Origin of the sequence: Coprococcus intestinihominis (assembly GCF_040096555.1) — a bacterium.
Lineage (GTDB): Bacteria > Bacillota > Clostridia > Lachnospirales > Lachnospiraceae > Coprococcus_A > Coprococcus_A intestinihominis.
In genome coordinates this window covers 1-592 of the sequence record NZ_JBBMEK010000536.1, presented here as the reverse complement: position 1 = coordinate 592, position 592 = coordinate 1, and the positions used below count along the sequence as shown (strand labels likewise).

Here is a 592-nt window from a genome sequence, read left to right as displayed (position 1 = left end):
GCAGTTCAGAATAACGAATAGGTGCATAAAAGGCAAATCCCTCATTCACTGCCTTACGTTCGATTCCGGACATATGCCAGGAATTCCAGCAAAAATGATCTGCCGGGTTCTCAATATCAAAAATAGCCGGACGTCATAATGCGATTCCGCCACGAATCTTCACATCTTCCAGTTCCGGCATTCTCTCTGCCAATGCCTTATCCAAAGCAACCGGATGTCCTGTACACCAGCCATAATCTACCCAATCACCACTTGTAACATCCTTGACAGCTTCCTTCGCTGTACACAGCTTTGACGCATAAAGCTTATTGTAATCCATATTGTTTCCTCCTTCTACAAATATTCTCCCTTTTACTTATCGAACCAATCAAGATATTTTTTTAACAATGTCTAGTATAGCACGATTTTATGAAAAGGTCAATAAATTCGCCGTATCAGAAGCTAAACATGCAGTGTGCATGCTAATTATCCGCATATGAACTATTTAAGACAGGTTTTATCTCTCACCATACCACTTATTTTTCATAAAATTTATCAATAATCGACAATATTATGATAATTTAATAACAATGTAGCGACTATAAGCGATAAG

The 592-nt window shown here is 38.2% G+C and carries 1 pseudogene; it reads right to left on the bottom strand.

Going from position 1 to position 592, the window contains the following annotated elements:
• Positions 1-319 (bottom strand): annotated as a pseudogene (locus WMO25_RS18695) (butyryl-CoA:acetate CoA-transferase); the annotation flags it as partial.
• Between the last annotated feature and the right edge of the window lie 273 nt (positions 320-592).